This window comes from Enterobacter sp. SA197 (genome assembly GCF_054131575.1).
In genome coordinates this window covers 2,569,503-2,583,847 of the sequence record NZ_CP096393.1, presented here as the reverse complement: position 1 = coordinate 2,583,847, position 14,345 = coordinate 2,569,503, and the positions used below count along the sequence as shown (strand labels likewise).

Here is a 14,345-nt window from a genome sequence, read left to right as displayed (position 1 = left end):
ATCAGGCACCTGTTTTTCTGAAGGTCACGGAAACGGGGGTATTAGCATCAAATTGCGCCGTGCATTCCGCGACATCGTTATTACCTGCCTTACAGGCGATTTCCGGCATCGGATAGCGGGTGCCGTCGCTGCAACGTGCCGTACTACGGCTCTTGATCATCAGCACGCCCGTATCATGTAAACCCGAGAACAGCTCTGCACGACAGGAGATATTATTCCCCTGAATGATGCGTGCCGTCCCTTTATTGTTCTGGATCTGGAAGCGGATAGTCGGTGCTTTACCCGTGGCCTCATCTTTCACATCCATGACCACGCGCCAGTTACCGTTTAGAAAACGCGTCGCCCCGGTTTTGATTTGTTGTGCATCCATCACCAGTGCGTCTTTCGGGATGGCCGCAATAACCACAGGTTTACGCGCCGGTTCGGCTTTTTCCACAACCGGTTCGACGACTTCAGCCTGATGCAATGGCAGGGTTGCTGAGAGCACGGTGGGCGGGGCGACTGGCGCTACCACGGGCGCAGGTGCAGGCGCGCTCGCCGTCTGCTCAATGACAGAGCGCGCAACCGGTGCGCTGTTCTGCTGCTTAAGCACAAGGGGTGCTGCAACCGCCACCGCTACGGCGGCAGCAATGGGCAGTGCCCAGACACCATAACGACGACGTTTAACCGGTGCGGTTTGCTCGACCGCTGGCGGAGGCGGCGGCGTAACGGGGGCAACAACCTCGTCTGACGGCGCCTCTGGGCGGGGAACGCTAACCGGCGGCACCGCGCTCAGAAGCGGTTCGTCTGCATGAGTGAAACTGGTTGCGATAACGGGTTCATCAACCCCTTCAGGTTCCGGCTCGGACTCTGGTTCTGGCTCCGGCTCAATCAGAATAACCGGCTCAGGAACGTCTTCTTTGCGTAAACATTCCAGCACATCGTCGCGTGCACTTTCGTTAAGGTTAACAAATCCCCAGAAGGTGATAACGGGTTTACCCTCCACCAGGAAAACGTGGTTTTCACCAGGAAACTGCAGCGCTTTTTCAAGCAGCGAACCAAACAGTTGCTGCGCTGTTTTCGGCGACTGAATGCATTTTCGGCTCAGGGCCGCAGCGCTGTCCAGCGTGCTGTCGAGGTAGCGAAGGGCGCGAAAACGGGCCTCTTCATCTGCAGCTTTCCACGCAACGGCGCGCCCCTCGACAGGAGAGTACCAGTCGACGCGATCGCCTTCGTCATTAACCTGCGGAATGGCCAGGCAGTCGACCAGAGCCTGCTGCTTTCGCAGACGCAGGGCTTCACGAATTTGCAGTGCCGAATCAAAGACGGCCTGACCACCACCACCAACGGCCTGGAAATCATCCAGACAGCCGCTGCGCAAGAGAGTTTTTGCCACGTTTTCATCCCATAGACTTTTTCACGCGTCTACTGTACGCATTGTTATGCCAGACAAACGGCAGAAGAGAGCGCAAAACCATTGAATTCTCGACCCATTGGCGATCCGGCGACGTTCTGCCGAGGCTGAATTTGCTTAAGTCGATTTTATTATTTAATTCTGGCGAAGATTTCAGCGAAAACAACTGCTTTAGAATAACCTGATAGTGATTCGTTATTTGCCAGTTCACATCTGCTGTGCTGAGATTACGGTTTCATATAAAAATAAGGTTTCAAACGATGAACGCAAGGAAAACCCTGCTCGCGCTGGCGCTGAGCACCTTACTACCCACAGGGGCGGCATGGGCTGCTAACCAGGACACGCTTGTTTACTGCTCCGAAGCCTCTCCTGAGTCCTTCAACCCACAAATCGCCAGCTCTGGCCCCTCTTTTGTTGCCAGTTCCCAGGTCCTTTACAACCGTCTGGTAAACTTTGATCCGGTAAAAAATACCCCGGTTCCTTCCCTTGCAACCGACTGGACCATCTCCCCGGATGGCAAAACCTATACCTTCACGTTGCGCCAGGGTGTGAAATTTAACAGCAATAAATTCTTTAAACCTACGCGCGATTTCAACGCCGATGACGTTATTTTCTCGGTGATGCGTCAGAAAGACCCTAACCATCCTTATCATAATGTTTCTAAGGGAAATTATGAATATTTCAGCGATGTAGGACTGGATAAACTCATTCAGGAAGTTAAAAAAGTCGATGATTATCACGTTCAGTTTGTTCTCACGGAGCCTAACGCTGCCTTCCTGGCCGACTGGGGAATGGATTTTGCGTCTATCCTCTCAGCGGAATACGCCGATGCGATGATGAAAAAAGGGACGCCTGAAAACGTAGATAACTGGCCAATTGGCACCGGGCCTTATGTTCTGCAGCAGTACAAAGCCGATGCTCAGATCCGTTACCTGGCAAACCCCAATTACTGGGACGGCGCGGTTCCGACAAAGCATCTGATTTTTGCTATTACCCCGGATGTACAGACCCGTCTGGCAAAACTGCAGACCAACGAATGCCAGATCATTCCGGCACCGGCACCGGTTCAGTTTGACCAGATTAAAGGCAACAAAGCGTTGACCCTGCACACCGTTGATGCCCTCAACGTGGGTTACCTGGCGTTTAATACCGAGAAGAAACCCTTTGATAATGCGCTCGTGCGTCAGGCGCTGAACTATGCAACCGACAAAAAAGCAATTATTGATGCGGTCTTTATGGGGTCTGCGACCGTGGCGAAGTCACCGTTGCCGCCAAACATGCTCGGTTATAAGAAAGAGTTAAAAGATTATGCTTATGATCCAGAGAAAGCCAAAGCGCTGCTGAAGCAGGCCGGGCTTGATAAAGGCTTTGAAACCACACTGTGGTCAATGCCGGTTCAACGTCCTTACAACCCGAACTCACGACGCATCGCGGAAATGATCCAGAGTGACTGGGCGAAAGTGGGCGTAAAAGCAAAAATTGTCTCTTATGAATGGGGCGAATACCTGGCAGGTATGCGCCGTGGCGAGCATGATACCGCGCTCTTTGGCTGGATGTCTGACAATGGCGACCCGGATAACTTTGCTGACACCCTGCTGGGCTGCAACAGCGTGAAAAGTGGCGCTAATGCCGCACGCTGGTGTGATAAAGCCTATGATGGCCCGGTACAACAGGCTAAACTGACCAGCGACCCGGCAAAACGTGCCGCGCTTTATGGCCAGGCGCAAGAGGTGTTCTATGAGCAGGCACCGTGGATTGCGCTGGCAAACGGGAAAACCTTTTTGCCACCCGCAGTAACGTGACCGGTTACAGCGTCAGTTTGATGGGCAGTGATTTTTCTAAAGCAAAACTGAATTAACAGGAGTTGGCATGTCACATCTGGATGAAGTTGTCGCCCGTGTGGATAGCACCATTGCAGAGAGCGTCATCACGCATATGAATGAATTGCTGGTGGCGCTCAGCGACGATGATGCACTGAGCCGGGAAGAGCGTTATGCCCAGCAACAGCGTCTGCGCAAGGCGATCTTTGACCACGGCCGGCATCATAAAGAGGAACTTGAAGCCCGCCGTGAGCAGCTCACCAAAGGTGGCACCATTTTGTAAGTTCAGAACTGGCGTCTGGCAACCAGCCAGGCGCCAATTACCAGCATGACCGCGCCGCATACTGGCCCTGCCAGCGCTTTTAACGCCACTCCCTGACTTCTCACGACGTCCATAACCAGCCCGCCAATCAGCTGACTCGCAACCAGCACGGCGATAGTCGTGGCGGCACCCACATACTGATAGCCACTGATACTGGCAAAAACAAAGAACGAGCCGAGCAGGCCGGGAATAAGCGTCCACCAGTGCACTGTTGAAGCAAGCTCACTGAAGCCAGCGGTGCCGTGCTTTACCAGCAGAATAGTGACGAACAATACAATGCCTACCAGAGAATTAAGCAGCATGGCGATGAGAATCGTGGAGGCTGACTGGGTGATACGCACCATCAGCATATTTTGCACCACCAGACCAATGCCTGCGGCGACAAGAAAGCAGAGTGTTAGCGTCTGGTTCATCCGATAGCGTCCGGGTCCTGGCGGTTATCCAGTTGCAACTGTAAAAAGGTCAGATCCAGCCAGCGGCCAAATTTGGTGCCCACCTGCGGCATCTGGGCTGTGACGTTGAAACCCAGTTTTTCATGCAGATGAATAGAGGTGAGGTTTCGGGACTCGATGCCGGCGACCATCACGTGTTTACCGATTTTCCGGGCTTCCTCGATCAGCCTGACCATCAATGCCTGACCGATTTTTCGTCCCTGGTAGTCGGGATGAACATAGACCGAGTGCTCAACCGTGTGGCGGAAACCCTCAAAAGCACGCCAGTCGCCAAAGGAGGCATAACCTGTTACAACGCCGTTCTCCTCACTTACCAGAACCGGGTAGCCCAGCAGTGCGCGCGCCTCAAACCAGGCAATGCGGTTATCCGCATCCACCGTTGTGTCATTCCAGATGGCAGCGGTATGCAAAACAGCATGGTTATAGATTGCCGCGATAGCCGCGCAGTCCTCTTTTAAAGCATGACGGATGAGCATGGTTGAACCTCAGGGGTTGTACACTATAGTATTACGATATGAATACTATCTCAGACAGCATAAATCAACGGATCAGTGCGCGAATTCGCGTAGAACGTGAGTCACGAGGCTGGTCCCTGAGCGACCTTGCTCTGCGGGCCGGCGTTTCCAGGGCGATGATCCATAAAATTGAACGCGGGGAGAGTAGCCCCACGGCGACCCTGCTTGCGCGACTTTCCGGGGCGTTTGGCATCAGCATGTCCACACTCATTGCCAGGGCAGAGATGCCGGAAGGCAAATTGCTCCGCTTTGCTGAGCAGCCGGTGTGGCGCGATCCGCAAAGCCATTATCTCCGCCGTCATCTCTCACCTCGCAGCGATTTACCCCTTGACCTGGTGCAAATTGACTTACCGGGCGGCAGCGATATTCCCATGCCAGCCTCGGCCTATTTACATGCCCGACAACTTATCTGGTTACAGCAGGGGGCACTGGTTTTTGTTGAAGGAGAGACGCGCCATGAAATGCAGGCGGGGGACTGCCTTGAGCTGGGGCCGCCAAATGATTGCCGCTTCATCAATGAAACCACAGAAATCTGCCGTTACCTGATTGTGCGTCTCAATCCGGGGAGCGCGTAACTGGCATTACGCTCCGGCTGCCTTATCTGCCACGCTCTGCCCGCTGTCGGGTGCGCACATTTGATGGATAGCTCCTATTATCTATAGATCGTTGTCTGATGCAGGAGAGTTTTATGAAGCAAGAACGCGAAAAAAACCGCCGCTGGCTACTGGCCTCACGCCCGAAGGGCGCGCCGGTTGCCGACAATTTCCGGCTGGAAGATACCCCCATCGCCAACCCTGAAGAGGGGCAGGTACTGTTACGCACCGTTTACCTCTCGCTGGATCCCTATATGCGGGGTCGCATGAGCGATGCGCCATCCTATTCTCCGCCGGTGGCGATCGGCGATGTGATGTGTGGTGCCACGGTAAGCCGTGTTGTGCAATCCCGTCATGCTGATTTTCAGGAAGGCGAGTGGGTGCTGGGTTATAGCGGCTGGCAGGACTACGAAATCTCGGACGGTAAAGGTCTGGTGAAACTGGGTGCACACCCTGACCATCCTTCGTGGGCGCTGGGCATTCTCGGGATGCCGGGCTTTACCGCCTATATGGGATTAATGGATATCGGACAACCTCAGTCAGGTGAAACGCTGGTGGTCGCCGCGGCGACCGGGCCAGTTGGTGCCACCGTCGGGCAGATTGGCAAAATCAAAGGCTGCCGTGTTGTGGGGGTGGCAGGCGGTGCAGAGAAATGTCGCCATGCCGTCGAGGTTCTTGGTTTTGATGCCTGTATTGACCATCGTGCGGACGATTTTGCCGCGCAGTTGGCCAGCGCCTGCCCGCAAGGTATCGATATTTATTTTGAAAACGTGGGGGGGGCGGTTTTTGATGCTGTACTGCCATTATTAAATACCTCTGCCCGAATTCCGCTTTGTGGTCTGGTCAGTGGATATAATTCGACAGAATTACCTGCTGGTCCTGATCGGGTTCCATTATTAATGGCAACGCTTTTGAAAAAACGCATACGTTTGCAGGGCTTTATTATTAACCAGGATTATGGTCACCGTATTGACGAATTCCAGCAGGAGATGTCCGGGTGGATTGCGGACGGCAAGATCCATTATCGCGAACACATTACCGAAGATCTTGAGAGTGCGCCGGATGCTTTTATCGGGATGCTGGCAGGCAAAAACTTTGGTAAGGCTGTCATTCGGGTAGGTGCCGAAGACTAACAGGATGATGGCGGCGATAAACCGCCATCATATTTCGTGCAAAATTTTTAAAAACAGCTTTAATTAATCATGCATAAGGAATCGATGACCTTACGGCAACGGTTTCTGGTAGTTGTGCATAATAAATAACTAATTGTTCTAACATTAACGCGACAATCCAATACCAGGCATGCATTTGCATAACATATCCTAGGGACATTATGATTCCATACACGCTACCAGTTTGATAACTAATAAGAATTTTTTACAGGATACTCACATGCTTGACTTGGAAAAAGCGCAACGAACAAGCCTTACTTTACAGGTAGAGGCGAGTTTAAAAAGTGCGCTTATTATTGGTGCGTTAAAACCTGGCGCGCGTCTCATTACTAAGGAAATTGCTGATCAATTGGGCACGAGTATTACGCCCGTCAGAGAAGCTTTACTCCGTCTTGTCTCTGCGGGGGCACTTCATGCAACGCCGGCACAAGCATTTTTGGTGCCTGAAGTCAGTGCCGAACGCTTCAATGAAATTAACCTTATTCGAAAAAAACTGGAAGGGATGGCGGTGCACGCTGCCAGCCAGAATATGACCCCAGGAATACTCCATGAATTACGCAGCCTCGCTGATATTTTTCATGAAGCGGTCAAAAGTGGTAATACTGAACTTTCTTTACAAACTAATCGTGTGTTTCGTTTCGCCGTATATCACTCTGCCCAAATGCCAACGCTAACGGCTATTATCGAACAATTATGGGTGCGCATTGGACCCTGCTTTAATTATCTTTACCCTTCATCAAATGAGTTAACCCGCGGGCATGACTATGGCGATTTATTAACCGGTCTTAAAAAACGGGACGGTGAAGCGTGCGAACAAGCGATATGGCGTGCTATTGATGATGGCGCTATCATTTTGCGTAAGCAGTTTAAGCACTGACGTCGTCAGTTAACCAGATAAGAGATTAAAAATCGTTCTTCTGCCTATGCTCCTCACTGATAATTTGTCATAGAGGAGCACTCATATCACGTTTTTGCCACAAACTTCGCCTCCTCTCTGAAAAACCGAAACCCTATGCCGATAACGTTATTGTGCGCAGTAAGGCGCTAACATTGATGTAAAGCAAGGAGTCCCGGATGTCTTTCAGCCAAGGGTTGAGCAATATAACCATCAGTAAAAAATTGTCGGTAGGGTTTGGCGTCGTTCTCTTTCTTGTCGCCATTGCGACCGTATTAAGCGTGCTCAGATTTAAAGAGATCCGTGACGTATACGAAAAAACCAATCTCATTTACAACGTCAACATTGAAGTCTTTCAGGCCAAAATAAATCGGCTTAAGTATCTCTATGGGGATGATAAAGCCGGACAGGTAATGTCTGGCTATGTTAAGCATGCCTCTGAGTTAACGTCCAGCGCAGCAGAGATGAGCTGGACCGAAAAAGAGAAGAACTGGCTCACTGCGCTCAATGGTCATCTGACAAAATTTCAGAGCAGCGTGAATGAGATGCAGCAGGCCATGAATGCGCTCAACACTGTGCGCACCTCTCTTGATGCTCTGGCGGGGCAGGATCAAAAAACCCGTTTCACAACCCTTATTCGTACCCCAGTGGCAGACAGTGCACTCTCCGGGCAACTTTTTGATCAACTGATTAATATCGGTAGCGTGCGTGATGCGGCGCTGATACTACGCTTTAGTCCCACTAAAGAGGCGCGAAGTACGCTGGACGCCCGCTTTAATGAAACGCAGGCTTCCGTGCAGGCGCTTTCCTCTCAGTTACCGGGTGACATCCAGGCACCGTTAAACGCACTCTGGGAAGATACCCGTAACTATTACGCACAAAGTGTGAATTACTTTACCGCGGTGCAGGCGCTGAAGGCCGCTGAAGATAACGTCAAAATCGGCGGTGATGAAAGTAGCGCTGACATTAAGCAGCTGCTGGGCCTGGTTAAAACGCATAATGACGCGCTGGCTAATACCTCCAGTACTATCGCGGCCATTATTGGCCTGATTGCGATTATGATTGGCGTGGTGGTCTCCTGGTGGATTATCCGCCAGATAACCCGTCCGGTTGTACACAATCTGGCGCTGGCGGAGCGCATCGCAAGCGGCGATCTCAGTTCGCAGATAACCGCACATAGTCAGGATGAACTGGGTAAACTGACCGGCGCGATGGGGAGGATGAACAGCAAGCTTCGCGAGATGATTTTCGAAGTGCGTAACAGTGTGTCGCAAGTTTCTCGTGCGGCAACGGAGATTGCGGAAGGTAATACCGATTTGTCATCCCGCACCGAGCAACAGGCGGCCGCCGTGGTGGAAACGGCAGCCAGTATGGAAGAGTTAACGGCGACGGTGAAAAACAACGCCGACAACGCCCGTAACGCCAGCCGCCTTGCCGCACAGGCCTCAACCACGGCAAGTGAAGGAGGCCTGGTCATGCGCGAAGTGGTTAAAACCATGAGCGATATCAATACCAGTTCCGGCAAAATTGCTGATATCACCGCCGTGATAAACAGCATCGCTTTCCAGACCAATATTCTCGCCCTGAATGCGGCCGTTGAAGCTGCCCGTGCCGGTGAACAGGGGCGCGGATTCGCCGTGGTCGCCAGCGAAGTGCGCAACCTGTCTCAACGCAGTTCGCAGGCTGCAAAAGACATCGAACACTTAATCAGTGAATCCGTATCGCGTATCACTAAAGGCAGTGACCTGGTGGTCAAAGCCGGGGCGACGATGGATGAGGTGGTTCAGTCCGTTACTCGTGTCAACGATATTATGGGTGAGATCTCTTCGGCCTCTGAAGAACAGAGCAGGGGTATTGAGCAGATAGCGCGTGCGGTTAGCGAGCTCGACAGTACCACGCAGCAGAATGCATCGTTGGTGAGTGAGTCTTCAACCGCGGCAGGATCGCTTGAAGAGCAGGCGCGCCTTCTGGAGCAACTGGTGGCAACCTTCCGGCTTGAAGCGGGGGGCGAGCAGGCTACGTCTGCGCAGCCGCTACTGCGACCGGCGTTAAAGGTGCAATCGCGAGCAAAAGCGCCGGAGAGTCAGGATGATGGCTGGACGACATTCTGATTAAGATTGCAGTTTTGCGAGGGAAGGTGTTGCGCTTCGGGCACGATTTTCTCGCTCGTCCTTTAAACCTGCAAAGGGGCACGCTTTTCTCCCTTGCCCCATTGGGGAGAGGGTCGGGGTGAGGGGACACGGGCGGCGCTGAGGTGTGTTACGTTCCCTGTCAGACCTGCTGAACATGCCAGGGAGCACGGTTTTCCCCCTCGCCCCATTGGGGAGAGGGTCGGGGTGAGGGGAAACGGGCGGCGCTGAGGTATGTTACGTTCACCGCCAGTCCTGCTGAACCTGTAAAGGGGCACGCTTTTCCCCCTCCGCCCCACCGGGGAGAGGGCCGGGGTGAGGGGAATGGGTGGCGCTGAGGTATGTTACGTTCACCGCCAGTCCTGCTGAACCTGAAAAGGGCTCGCTTTTCTCCCTCGCCCCATTGAGGAGAGGGCTGGCATGAGGGGGAACGGGCGGCGCTGAGGTGTGTTACGTTCCCTGTCAGTCCTGCTGAACCTGAAAAGGGCTCGCTTTTCTCCCTCGCCCCATTGGGGAGAGGGGCGGGGTGAGGGGAATGGGTGGCTCTGAGGTGTGTTACGTTCACCTTCAGACCTGCAGAACATGCCGAAACAGTCACCCGTGAACGTGCAAAGGGGGCCACCGCGGCCCCCTTTGCAATCCCCGCGGCCCCGCACCGAAACCGGTGCTGCGCACTGCGCTCACCTCCCGGCCCTCAGCCTGCGGCCGGTTTGACTCGCCGTCCTGGCTCGACAAACCTCTGTCCGCCCTCCCTGGCGGCCAGTCCTTGTCTTCCGGCCTCCGGCTCGCCGGTTTCAGCGGGGACTCAACCCCCTCGCTGCAAGCCAGTAGCCTGATGAAAAAAGGTACAGCTGTCGCGTTTTTAGAAAAGCGAAACCGACGTTTCTTTTAATACTGTAACGTGCAGCGAGGGTGTTGTGGTCCGGATGAAAATCGATGCGGCGTTGACGGCTGACCGGGTCCGCCCGCAGGGAAGCCGGCGGAGGAGATAGCCTGCATGGAACGCAGGCTGCTCCCCGACCCGACAGTCAGACGGCATAAGGCGACAAATTGCCGGGAGCAATTTTGAATAGCGCCTGCGCCAGCCCCGAAGGGGTGAGCCCCAGGGATGGGGCGAATAATGCCACGAAGCGGCGATTTTCCTTGCCGGGAGCCCGGGTTGCAAGGGAGGCGGCGGCGAGCCTCCCTTGCACGTTCACGGGTGGAGCGGCAACAGAGAAATACAGTACGTAAAGTGAACGGAACACTCCGCCTGCGTTACATATTCCTGTTCACCACCATGCTGTTCACGTGTGGAGCGGCATCAGAGGCACACGGCACGTAAAGTGAACGGAACTCTCCGCCTGCATCACATATGCTATTCACCGCCATGCTGTTCGCGTGTGGAGTGGCATCAGAGGCACACGGCACGTAAAGTGAACGGGACACTCCGCCTTCCTGGCATATTCCTGTTCATCACAACGCTATTCACGTGTGAACAGGCATCAGAAGCAGACCACACGCAAGGTGAGTGGAACCCTTTTACCCGGTCAAAAGTTACCCATACCTCGACAACCACTGACCGTCATCACTCAAACCGATAGGCTACCGACAGCCCAACTCCATAATTCCTTCCAGGCGCCGGTTCGTAATAACGGCCGTTCGACTCATTCACGATAACCGAGCCGACGTATTCGCGATCGAACAGGTTATCGACACGGCCAAACAGATCCATGCCCCAGTTACCGTAGTTGAATTTATAGCCGGTGTTCAGACCGACCACGGTCCAGGAGGGGGCTACGGCGCTGTTTTCATCGTCAGCTGCGATATTGCTCAGATACCGAATATCCGCACCTGCATACCAGCCTTCTTCAGGTACGTAGCCTAATGAAGCAAACCCCATATTGCGGGCAATGCCGGGGATACGATTACCGTTACAGTCGCCGTTGCCACAGACATCATCGCTGCGATAGGTGGCGTCAAGATAGGTCCAGGCAGCTTTGGCCCGCCAGTTCCCGGCGAACTGCTGATCCAGCGACAGCTCCGCCCCCTGACGACGGGTTTTACCAGCGTTTTTATAAGTGGTACGTCCACCGCTGCTGGTATCCGTCACCAGCTCGTTGTCGGTATCAGTACGGAACAGCGCGGCGCTGAGTAAGCCATTACCAAGGCGCGTTTTACTGCCTATCTCTACCGTATCACTGGTGGCTGGTTTAAGACCAAAGTTCAGCCCGCTCTGACCATCGGAACGGTAGGAGAGCTCATTGATGGTTGGGGTTTCAAAACCACGTCCCGCAGCGGCATAGAGATTCCAGGCGTCGGTGACCGCGTATTTCAACGAGCCCGCAGGCAGCCATTTGTGATAGTTTGCTTCGCCGCTGTCATCGCCGTTGCGTGCGGTAACGTAGTGATCGTTTGAATCAAACCAGACATTGCTGTAGCGCACACCGGCATCGAGAGAGAGCTTCCCGGTAAGCTGCCAGCTGGTCTGCAGATAAGGATCCAGGTTCCACATCAGATTGCGCTCATTACGGCGTTGATTGCCTTCACGACCATAATCCGGCGCGCCGTTGACCATCACAAAGTTCTCGTAGCCTTTACGCGCTTCACTCATGTTTTCATAGTTCAGGCCACCGGTCACCGTTACCGGGACAACCAGTTCACCGCGATGCGTCCAGCGGCTGTCAATGCCCTGATAGTGACGCGTCAGATCAATCACGCCACCAGCGTGTGTCGGATTCAGCTGTGGCGCGCGGGGGATGGACTGGAACTGCGTGGTTTCACGCTCGCCGGCATACATCGTAACGCTGACATCATCCTTCTCACTAAACTGCCTGTCGTAACGCAATCCTGCCTGGGTCTGTTTTACTGTTTTCCGCGTATTGTACTGTTCGGCGCGGGGTGACTGGCGGGGGTTATCGCGCCACTCATCACGGGTCAACCCACCCGGATCGTTTGCCTTAATGTCCACGCTATTGAATAACAGCGTCAGCTTACTGGCATCATCAATGCGCACGCCAAGTTTGGCGTTAGCCAGATTTTTGCGCGCCTCGCTGCGATCGCGGTAGCCGTGGGTAATAAAGCGGGTGGTGGAAACCGTGTAATCCACATCACCCGGTTGCGTACCGTCACCGACGACACCAGTGGCTTTGGTGCCATAGCGCCAGCTTCCATAGCTGCCGTAATAACTGCTGGCTTCAAGGGTTGTCGGCTGACGGCCGGTTTCGGTTTTTACGTTGAGTACTCCGCCCGAGGCGTTGCCGTAGAGGGCAGAGAAGGGGCCGCGCAGGACTTCAACGCTGTCCACGCTATTGAGATCGATATTCGATGTCTGACCCTGGCCATCCGGCATGGTGGCGGGAATACCATCAACATAAAGACGAATGCCGCGCACACCATAAGTTGAACGAGAGCCAAATCCGCGAATCGAGAGCTGCAAATCCTGAGCGTAATTCTGCCGGTTCTGCACCTGTAATCCCGGCACGCTCGCCAGTGATTCTGAAAGGTTGATTTGTGGCGTGGCGTGGCGAATATCCTCGCCGTTGACCACGCTGACGGCAGCGGGTGTATCCAGTTCAGATACCCCTTCTGGCGCGGCGCTGACGATCATGGTCTGCTGGTTATCATCAGCCCAGGCGGCAGGTGCGGCCAGGACAGGCAAAAGAAGCGCAATTCTTGAAAGAGCGAAAGTGTTCATGTGTAGACCAGATTGAGGGGCGAACCAAATGGAACATGTCCGTAATGTTAATGTTTTAAACAAAATATGAAAACTTAAACGGCACATTACGTTAATACAAAGTGTAGGAAAAAAGGAGAAGGGTAAAGGAACGGTAATTTATGCTCCACATTGTTACATATAATGATTACTATTCTCAGTTACAAGACGATGCCATGACGTCGTCGGCAGGCAAGCATGTGAAGCAGCTGTATACATTTTTATCAAAGGGAGTCGTCATGTTTTTACGTCATTTATGTTCGCCACGCCTGAGTGGTTCTCTGTTACTCGGTTCATTACTGTTCGCAGGCGCATTCAGCGCACAGGCAGCGGATGAGATGCTACGCAAAGCCGTCGGTAAAGGCGCTTACGAAATGGCCTTCAGTCAACAGGAAAATGCGCTCTGGGTCGCCACTTCGCAAAGCCGTAAGCTCGACAAAGGTGGCGTGGTTTACCGTCTGGATCCGGTGTCGCTGGAAGTGACCCAGATTATTCACAATGACCTGAAACCCTTTGGCGCAACCATCAACAACCGCACGCAGACCCTGTGGTTTGGAAACACCATTAACAGCGCCTTGACTGCGGTTGATGCCAAAACCGGTGAAGTAAAAGGCCGCCTGGTGCTGGATGAACGTAAACGCAGCGACACGGTACGCCCGTTGCAACCGCGCCAGCTGGCGGTAGATGAAACGACTAATACCGTTTATATCACCGGCATCGGTAAAGAGAGTGTTATCTGGGTTGTCGACGGGGAGTCGATGAAACTGAAAGCGACCATTGCCGGTACCGGCACCTTCAGCACGGGACTTGCTGTAGATTCGTCAGCCAAACGCCTCTACAGCACCAACGCTGACGGTGAACTGGTGACTATCGATACCGCCACCAACAAGGTGTTAAGTCGCAAAAAACTGCAGGACGATGGTAAAGAGCATTTCTATCTGAACCTCAGCCTGGATACCGCCGGTCATCGTGCTTTTATCACTGACTCCAAAGAGCCTGAAGTGCTGGTCGTGGATATTCGCGATGGCAAAGTGCTGGAGAAAGTGGCTGCGCCTGAGTCACTGGCGGTGCTGTTCAACCCTACCCGCAATGAGGCCTACGTGACCCATCGTAAAGCGGGGAAAGTGAGCGTCATCGACGGCAAAACTTATAAGGTCGTGAAAACGTTCGACACGCCAACCAACCCGAACAGCCTGGTGCTCTCCCCGGATGGTAAAACGCTGTATGTCAGCGTAAAACAGGCCTCCACAAAAGAGAAAGAGGCCACCGATCCCGATGACGTGATTCGTATAGCGCTCTAATCCGTACCTATAAAAAAGCCAGCCGGTACCCGGCTGGCTTTCGTAATGACCGAGAAGCG

At 53.6% G+C, this 14,345-nt stretch carries 10 protein-coding genes and 1 pseudogene; 7 read left to right on the top strand and 4 right to left on the bottom strand.

The genetic code is table 11. The features are described 5' to 3' along the window. Nucleotide 1: 1 nt before the first annotated feature. Entirely contained in the window at nucleotides 2–1,375 is a 1,374-nt protein-coding gene (locus M1D91_RS12095) for an SrfA family protein (protein ID WP_437433483.1), read from the bottom strand. Nucleotides 1,376–1,653: 278 nt separating this feature from the next. Here M1D91_RS12095 and M1D91_RS12090 point away from each other — a divergent pair. Then, nucleotides 1,654–3,251: pseudogene (locus M1D91_RS12090) on the top strand (ABC transporter substrate-binding protein). Between the two features lie 11 nt (nucleotides 3,252–3,262). Beyond that, a complete protein-coding gene (locus M1D91_RS12085) occupies nucleotides 3,263–3,496 on the top strand; it encodes a YdcY family protein (RefSeq protein ID WP_437433482.1) in 234 nt (77 codons plus the stop codon). Nucleotides 3,497–3,498: 2 nt separating this feature from the next. Here the strand turns inward: M1D91_RS12085 and M1D91_RS12080 are convergent, their stop codons facing one another. Both M1D91_RS12080 and M1D91_RS12075 read right to left on the bottom strand, forming a co-directional pair. Next, nucleotides 3,499–3,948 carry a DMT family transporter gene (locus M1D91_RS12080; protein ID WP_437433481.1) on the bottom strand — a complete coding sequence of 150 codons (450 nt, stop codon included), beginning with the start codon at nucleotides 3,946–3,948 and terminating at the stop codon, nucleotides 3,499–3,501. After that, complete coding sequence (locus tag M1D91_RS12075) at nucleotides 3,945–4,463, bottom strand: GNAT family N-acetyltransferase (RefSeq protein ID WP_437433480.1); 519 nt, start codon at nucleotides 4,461–4,463, stop codon at nucleotides 3,945–3,947. Before M1D91_RS12075 ends, M1D91_RS12080 begins: the two co-directional genes overlap by 4 nt. A 38-nt stretch (nucleotides 4,464–4,501) precedes the next feature. Between M1D91_RS12075 and M1D91_RS12070 the strand changes: the two genes are divergently transcribed. The 4 genes from M1D91_RS12070 (at nucleotide 4,502) to M1D91_RS12055 (ending at nucleotide 9,273) form a co-directional block, all read left to right on the top strand. After that, nucleotides 4,502–5,077 (top strand): helix-turn-helix domain-containing protein, encoded by a 576-nt coding sequence (locus M1D91_RS12070; RefSeq protein ID WP_437433479.1) that lies wholly within the window; start codon nucleotides 4,502–4,504, stop codon nucleotides 5,075–5,077. 113 nt (nucleotides 5,078–5,190) lie between these two features. Beyond that, nucleotides 5,191–6,228, top strand: coding sequence for an NADP-dependent oxidoreductase (locus M1D91_RS12065; RefSeq protein WP_437433478.1), 1,038 nt, complete (start codon nucleotides 5,191–5,193; stop codon nucleotides 6,226–6,228). 259 nt (nucleotides 6,229–6,487) lie between these two features. Continuing rightward, a complete protein-coding gene (locus M1D91_RS12060) occupies nucleotides 6,488–7,144 on the top strand; it encodes a GntR family transcriptional regulator (protein ID WP_437433477.1) in 657 nt (218 codons plus the stop codon). Between the two features lie 197 nt (nucleotides 7,145–7,341). Further along, nucleotides 7,342–9,273, top strand: a complete 1,932-nt coding sequence (locus M1D91_RS12055; protein WP_437433476.1) for a methyl-accepting chemotaxis protein — start codon at nucleotides 7,342–7,344, stop codon at nucleotides 9,271–9,273. Nucleotides 9,274–10,858: 1,585 nt separating this feature from the next. On the opposite strand, the gene pqqU is transcribed toward M1D91_RS12055, so the two are convergent. Continuing rightward, nucleotides 10,859–12,967, bottom strand: a complete 2,109-nt coding sequence (gene pqqU / locus M1D91_RS12050) for a TonB-dependent receptor PqqU (protein ID WP_437433884.1) — start codon at nucleotides 12,965–12,967, stop codon at nucleotides 10,859–10,861. A 257-nt stretch (nucleotides 12,968–13,224) separates the two neighbouring features. On the opposite strand from pqqU, the gene yncE reads away from it, so the two are divergent. Further along, complete coding sequence (yncE, locus tag M1D91_RS12045) at nucleotides 13,225–14,286, top strand: 7-bladed beta-propeller protein YncE (protein WP_437433885.1); 1,062 nt, start codon at nucleotides 13,225–13,227, stop codon at nucleotides 14,284–14,286. The last annotated feature ends 59 nt before the right edge of the window (nucleotides 14,287–14,345 follow it).